Genomic DNA, 7,152 nt, shown 5'->3' with positions numbered 1-7,152 from the left:
CGTTGATTTACCTGCGTTAGTATATCCAATAACTGAAACTATTGGTATGCCTTTGTTATTTCTCTTGCGTCTTTGTACAAATCTATTTTTTTCTAGTTTTTTTAATTTTTGGGTAAGTAAATTTATTTTTTCTCTAACCCTTCTTTTATCAATTTCAAGCTTTGTCTCTCCTGGACCTCTTCCTCCAATACCCCCAGTTAGTCTAGAAAGTGAATCATCCTTTGCTGATAATCTAGGTAGTATATATTTTAATTGTGCAAGCTCTACCCTTAATTTTCCATCATTAGAATTTGCTCTTTTTGCAAATATATCTAAAATCAGTTGGTTTCTATCTATTATTTTTAATTCAGTAAGATGTGCAATTGTTTTTGCTTGTGTTGGGGTTAGGCTATTATCAAAGATAAGTAGATTTATATCTTTATCTAAGGCCTCAATTATCAACTCTTTTAATTTTCCCTTGCCTATTATTGTTTTAACATTGTCTGTATTTTTGATTTGATAGAAAGTATCTACAATATCTATATTGTCTGATTTTGCAAGTTCTTTTAATTCTTTCAATGACTCATTAGCTAAGATTTTATTTTTATAGATTCCAATACAAAGGGCTCTATCTTTGTTTATGTTAGAGAACGATTTATTTTTATTGGCAAGTCCTTCAAGCTCATTTATAAACCTTGTGAAATTTATTCTTTGGTTATATGGATCTATTTCATCTAAATATTCATATTTTTTATTATTTGGTGAGATATAAATTGTTAATAATTTAGAAGGTAGTCCGCTATCATTTACTAAAGCAGCTGATAGGGAGTCAAATCTTAAATAGAGAAGGTCTGTTATATCTTCTTTAGTTATATTTTCATTGTATAGATGGGTATGAACTAGCCTTAAACCTCTAAGTTTTCCACTAACAGCATTGAATCTTTCAAGCCTTGGAATAGATATGCCCTTATTAGTACCAATAATTATATGTTGTACAACATTTTGTCTATCAATTAATACTCCTATCTGTTTTTTGGTTTCAAAGGATATGCTACAAATTATTTTTAATAAATCTATAGATATTATTGAATTAGATTTATATTTTCTGTTTATTAATTTGTTTAATTTTTTTATATAGGTTTTTTTAAAATCATTATTATTATAATAAAGAATGTTTACCTCCTATAACTTTTTAGTATAATAATAAATAAGAATAAAATTTATTCAAATATTTTTTAAATTATAATTTTTGGAGCAAATATATGATAGAACCTAATGAGGCTTTAGACATTATTATGGAGAATGTTGGAGAGGTTGATTGTGAGAGAGTATATTTTACTCAAAGTAAAGGTAGGGTTTTAGCTGAGGATATAAAATCTAACATGAATTTACCGCCTTTTGATAATTCTGCTATGGATGGTTATGCCTTTCATTTTGATGATTTAAAAAGATATAACAGGTTAAGTGTAAAGGGTGTAATTGGTGCAGGAAGTAGTGATGCTTTACATGTTGAAGAGGGAGAATGTGCAAGGATTATGACAGGAGCTCCTATGCCAAAAGGCGCTGATACTGTTGTGGAATTTGAAAAAGTAAATCTGATAGACAACAATACTATTGAGATTATAGGTGATCTCCACAAGGGAAGGAATGTTAGAAAAACTGGTGAAGATATAAAAAAAGGTGAGTCGTTGCACTATTTAAAAGGTGAATTTATAACACCTGCTATTATAGCAAGATTAGTATCATGTGGTGTTTATAATTATAAAGTCTATAGAAGACCTAAAGTTGCTATAATATCTACAGGTAGTGAATTGATTTATCCTGGCAGTTTAATAGAGGATAACAAGATTGTAGAATCTAACGGAGAATATATAACTCTTACGCTACAAGATGTTGGTGTCGAAGTTTTATATAAAGGAATTATCGAGGATAGTTTTGAAGCATTAAAAAGCATAATTGAAGGCTTGCAATTATATGATTCAATAATAACAATAGGAGGTATATCAAAGGGCGATTATGATATTGTTAGGCTATATGGCAAACAATTAGGCATAAAATGGTTTTTTAATGAAGTTTTTCAAAAACCAGGTAAGCCCTTCTCATTTGGATTAATAGGTGATAAGCCTGTTTTTTCCTTTCCTGGTAACCCATTAAGCAGTGCATTCTGTCAGTTTTTTTATTTTCTCCCAGCAATTAAAAAGATGATGGGGGTGAAGAGGCCCTATAATAATAAGTTCAAGGCATATTTAGAAAAAGATATTTACAAGAAGAGCAAAAGGAATATGTTTTTAAATGCTAATATATATATGGGTGATAATGGAATCAAAGTGATAGCAGCTGAAAGGGAAAATTCGAATTTAATAAGTCAGTTACTATTTAGCAATGGTTATATTTATATGTCTTCAAAAGTTATGGGTTCTATAGGGAAAGGTACATTAGTTGATGTATATAGTAAATATATTAACTATCTTTAAAATTTTAATAGAGGCTTTACATATTGCATAAATTTAATTATTATTAGTTTTACTTTTATGGAGGGGTGGCCGAGTGGCTTAAGGCGGCGGTCTTGAAAACCGCTGTACCGAAAGGTACCGTGGGTTCGAATCCTACCCCCTCCGTAATGTTGTAAAGAAATATAATATTAAATAAGGTCTTTGGAGAGGTGGCCGAGTGGTCGAAGGCACTCGCCTGCTAAGCGAGCGTACCGTTAATAGCGGTACCGAGGGTTCGAATCCCTCCCTCTCCGTAACTGATAGGAGAGATATATGAGAAAGTTTATAGTATTGTTGTTATTGTGTTTATTTGTTAGCTGTAGTCAAAACACATATGAGGAGAATGAAGGACCATCTAAAAGTTCTAAAGAGAAGGAAAAACCAGTTGTTCAGGTCCAAGTTAATAATAAGAAAAATAATGATATGGATATAATTACCCAAAGCAATGTTTTAGAACATTATAAAGCACTAGTATTAAAAATAACAAATAAAAATAATAATAAAACATTTAACATAGAAATTCCCTTTAAAAAGAGAACTAAAATTGAAAACACATCATTAGAGATAGAGCTATTAGAATATTATCCTGACTTTATAATGGATGAGGGTAAAGGTATTATAACTAAAAGTTTGGAGGAGAGAAATCCTGCTGCAAGAGTAAACATATATAAGGATGGCGAATTAGCTTTTAAAGGGTGGTTGTTTGGGAATTTTCCTAATGTACATGCTTTTGAAGATAGTAATTATGATGTTGAGCTAGTATCTTCTGTTAAAGTTAAAAATAAATAATGTTTTATTTCAAATGTTTTTATTGGTTAGATAATTATTATAATAATATATTAATAGGGGTGAAAATATGAATGAAAAAAATTTTGAGATTTTATGGACAAAAGTGGATGAGGCGCCATACTTGGCGACTTTTGCTTTTTTACCTCCTGTAAGAAAAATATTAGAGAAGGCTAATATTAATATAAACATTAAGGATATTTCTTTATCAGCTAGAGTACTTGCTCAGTTTCAAGATTATTTGAGAGAGGATCAAAGGGTTAGTGATTATTTGGCTGAATTAGGTGAATTAGTTTTAAAGGATCCTTCTATAGATCTTGTAAAGCTACCAAATATTAGCGCTACAATCCCTCAATTAACAGATACTATAAAGGAGTTACAGAAAAAGGGTTATAATATACCTGATTACGTTGAAGAACCAAAGAATGAAGAAGAAAAAAATATTAAAGAAAGATATTCAAAGGTGATTGGCAGTGCAGTCAATCCTGTCCTAAGACAGGGAAATAATATAAGGATGATACCAAATCCTGTAAAAGAAAGTGCAAGGAAATTTCCAGATTTAATGGGGTTGCCATTAAAAGAGTGGGAAAGTGGTTGCAAGAGCCATGTATCATACATGGAAAAGGGCGATTTTTTTGAAAATGAAAAATCCATTGCCACAGCTTCTAGTAGAGATGTAAGGATTGTATTTAGTGATACTAGTGGAAATAGCAAAGAATTGAAAAAGGTTTTATTATCAGAGGGTGAAATATTAGATAGTACATTTATGAGTGTTAAAGACTTACAAGAATTTTATGATAAACAAATACAAGATGCTAAGGAAAAAGGTGTATTGTGGTCACTACATTTAAAAGCTACAATGATGAAAGTTTCTGACCCTGTAATATTTGGTTATGCAGTTAAGCGTTATTTTAAAGATGTTTTCGATAAATATGAAAAAGTATTTAACGAGATTGGATTTAAACCTGAATATGGATTAAATAGTCTTTATTCAAAACTCGATAATTTACCCAAAGATTTAAAAGAAGATATTGAGAGAGATATTGAAGTAGTTTATAAAAAGAATCCACCAATGATGATGGTAGATTCTAAAAAAGGTATTACAAATTTGCATTCTCCAAATTTAGTAATTATTGATGCTTCTCTTCCACCCATTATAAGGGATGGTGGGAGAACTTGGGGGCCTGATAACAATTTACATGATGTAAAAATAATAATACCTGATCGGTGTTATGCGCCTATATACGATGAGATTATTGAAGATTGTAAGAAAAATGGAGCCTTTGACAGAAAAACTATGGGGTCAGTAATAAATATAGGTTTGATGGCTATGAAGGCCGAAGAGTATGGTTCTCACGATAAAACCTTTATGGCGCCATCAGATGGGAAGTTTGAGATTGTCGATGAAAATGGAAATATTCTAATGGAGCATAGGGTTAATGAAGGTGATATCTTTAGGGCATGTCAAGTAAAGGATGTTGCTGTAAAAAATTGGATAAAACTTGCATTAGAGCAAGCCAAATCGACTGGTTATTCTACAATATTTTGGTTAAATGAGGAGAGGGCACATGATGCACAGATAATAAAAAAAATTAAGGAATATTTAAGTGACAAAGATACAAATGATGTAGATATTAGAATACTTAAACCTCAGGAAGCCATGAAATTCACAGTTAAAAAGATCAGAAATGGTGAAAATGTTATAGCTGTTACTGGAAATGTCTTAAGGGATTATCTAACAGATCTTTTCCCAATTTTAGAGGTTGGAACGAGTGCTAAAGTCTTATCAATTATACCTTTACTATTAGGTGGTCGGTTAATTGAAGCTGGTGCTGGTGGTTCGGCCCCAAGACATGTATGGCAGTTTTTAGAGGAAGGCCATCTTAGATGGGATTCAACAGCAGAGTATACGGCGTTGACATCTGCCTTGAGGTTTATTGAAGAAAAATTTGGATATAAAAGAGCAAAGGTTTTAGCAGATGCATCAGAAAAGGCTATAACTAAAATGCTGTTAAATAAACAATGGCCCTCTAGAAAAGTAGGCGAATTAGATAATAGGGGGCAACATTATTATTTTATCAGGTATATGTTAGAAGAATTGACCCAACAAAATGAGGATAGTGAATTGAAGGAACTGTTTAAAAAAGCTGTAAAAGAGCTTGTAGACAATGAAAAAATAATTAATGATGAACTCTTATCAGCCCAAGGTAAACCTGTTGATATTGGTGGGTATTATTTTCCTGACGAAGATAAGGTTAAAAAAGCTATGAACCCCAGTAATACGCTAAATAGAATAATAGGTTCTTTATAAAAAATAGAAGCCTTGCAATGTTTATTGCAAGGCTTTATTAATTATATGTTATAGAGAAATAATTTTAAACCCACAATAATGAGTCTTTTTGTACTATATAATATTTATAAGTTCTTTTACTTTTTTACCAGAGGATTCTAGTATTTTTTCATGCAGGCTTACACCATTACTATCCATTGTTACAACAGCAGGTAAATCTTGAACTTCTATTATCCAAAAAGCCTCAGGTGTTCCAAATTCTTCAAGCATCAGGACATCTTTAACCTTTTTAACACATTGAGCAATTAAAGAACCAGCACCCCCAACAGCTTGAAGGTAGACTGCCCCACATTCCTTTAAAGCTTCAAGAGTTTTTTTGCCCATGCCTCCCTTGCCAATTACACCACGCACGCTATACTCTCTTATAACATCGCCTTGATAAGGTTCTTCTCTTGAAGATGTTGTGGGACCAGCAGAAACAAAACTCCATGAGCCGTCATCATTTTTTCTAACTACTGGGCCACAATGGTATATTATTGAATCTTTTAGGTAATCTCTTAAAAAATCTGGTTTTTTTTCGACCATTAGTTTATGTGCTTGATCTCTAGCTGTAACTATTTGTCCAGATATATAAACTGTATCTCCTGCCTTTAATTTCCTTATATCTTTTTCTGATATTGGGGTATTTATTTTAATCATAATTTACCTCCCCATTATTATTTATAATTAATTTTTTGCGCCTGAAAGCCCAACACATATATGAGACTGCAACATAATATGTAGCTGGATGCCTATGTTGATAGCCAATAAAGACATCTAATACAGTAGTTTTTCCACCTAATCCCATGGGACCTATATCTAGTGTATTTAATGTCTCGTATAGCTCCTTCTCAACTTTTGCAAGCTCTGCGTTTTCACTTCTTTGACCAATCTTCCTAAAAAATTGCTCCTTAGAAAGTCCATATGAGGTAAATCTGTCACCACCTATACCAACACCAATTACACCAGGTGCGCATCCCTGCCCTTGTGCTTTATATACAGCATCTATGATAGCTTTTTTTACACCTTTAATATCACGACCAGCTTTAATAGCAGTATCAGGTAACTTATATTGTGAGCCAACATTTTCAGAACCGCCCCCTTTAAGTAAGAGCCTGATTTCGGTGTAATCTTTTTCCCATTTTGAGAAATGTATATATGGAGCATTTATTCCTGTGTTATCGCCAGAGTTTTTGCCTGTTATTGGATCAACTGCGTTTGGTCTCAAATATTGTTTTTGTGTAGCTTCTCTTGCAGCTTGGATTATAGTATTTGTATACATTTTTTCGTCACAATTATTAAAGGGTGCAAATATATAGAATAATAAGTATCCTGTATCTTGACATAGTGGTGTAGAGTTGTTCCTCGCAATTTTAATATTTTCTAAAATTGCTGATAAAACATTTTTTGCAGGAGAACCTTCTTTTTCACTATTATATGAGCGTTTTAGAGAATCTTCGACGTCAGGTGGTAAATCTGTAGAAGCCCTTCTGATTAACTCAACTATGTTTTCTTTTAAATCCATAATAAACTCCTTTAATTAATAAAAAATACTTCAAAAATTTA

6 protein-coding genes and 2 tRNA genes are annotated in these 7,152 nt (G+C 31.9%); 5 read left to right on the top strand and 3 right to left on the bottom strand.

Features of this window, described 5'->3' with window-relative positions; genetic code table 11:
• A partial coding sequence (hflX, locus tag SVN78_06970) for a GTPase HflX (protein MDY6821345.1) occupies window positions 1–597 on the bottom strand: 597 nt, incomplete at its 3' end.
• 644 nt (window positions 598–1,241) lie between these two features.
• Between hflX and SVN78_06965 the strand changes: the two genes are divergently transcribed.
• From SVN78_06965 to SVN78_06945, 5 genes are all read left to right on the top strand, one after another.
• Window positions 1,242–2,453, top strand: a complete 1,212-nt coding sequence (locus SVN78_06965) for a molybdopterin molybdotransferase MoeA (GenBank protein MDY6821344.1) — start codon at window positions 1,242–1,244, stop codon at window positions 2,451–2,453.
• 59 nt (window positions 2,454–2,512) lie between these two features.
• Window positions 2,513–2,597: transfer RNA gene (locus tag SVN78_06960), tRNA-Ser, on the top strand.
• A 38-nt stretch (window positions 2,598–2,635) separates the two neighbouring features.
• Window positions 2,636–2,725 (top strand) — tRNA-Ser (locus SVN78_06955).
• 19 nt (window positions 2,726–2,744) lie between these two features.
• A complete protein-coding gene (locus SVN78_06950; protein MDY6821343.1) occupies window positions 2,745–3,260 on the top strand; it encodes a DUF2155 domain-containing protein in 516 nt (171 codons plus the stop codon).
• Window positions 3,261–3,327: 67 nt separating this feature from the next.
• On the top strand, window positions 3,328–5,568 hold the full coding sequence (locus SVN78_06945) for an NADP-dependent isocitrate dehydrogenase (protein MDY6821342.1): 2,241 nt from the start codon (window positions 3,328–3,330) through the stop codon (window positions 5,566–5,568).
• 93 nt (window positions 5,569–5,661) lie between these two features.
• Here SVN78_06945 and SVN78_06940 read toward each other — a convergent pair whose 3' ends face one another.
• Both SVN78_06940 and SVN78_06935 read right to left on the bottom strand, forming a co-directional pair.
• Window positions 5,662–6,246: a FumA C-terminus/TtdB family hydratase beta subunit gene (locus SVN78_06940; protein ID MDY6821341.1), complete on the bottom strand. Its 585-nt coding sequence runs from the start codon at window positions 6,244–6,246 to the stop codon at window positions 5,662–5,664.
• Window positions 6,239–7,111, bottom strand: a complete 873-nt coding sequence (locus SVN78_06935) for a fumarate hydratase (protein MDY6821340.1) — start codon at window positions 7,109–7,111, stop codon at window positions 6,239–6,241. The genes SVN78_06940 and SVN78_06935 overlap by 8 nt, the downstream gene beginning before the upstream one ends.
• Window positions 7,112–7,152: the final 41 nt, after the last annotated feature.

It is taken from the genome of Deferribacterota bacterium (assembly GCA_034189185.1).
Classification (GTDB): Bacteria; Chrysiogenota; Deferribacteres; order Deferribacterales; family UBA228; genus UBA228.
The sequence above is the reverse complement of the archived record's forward strand: the minus strand, read 5'-3'. Positions and strand labels throughout refer to the sequence as shown.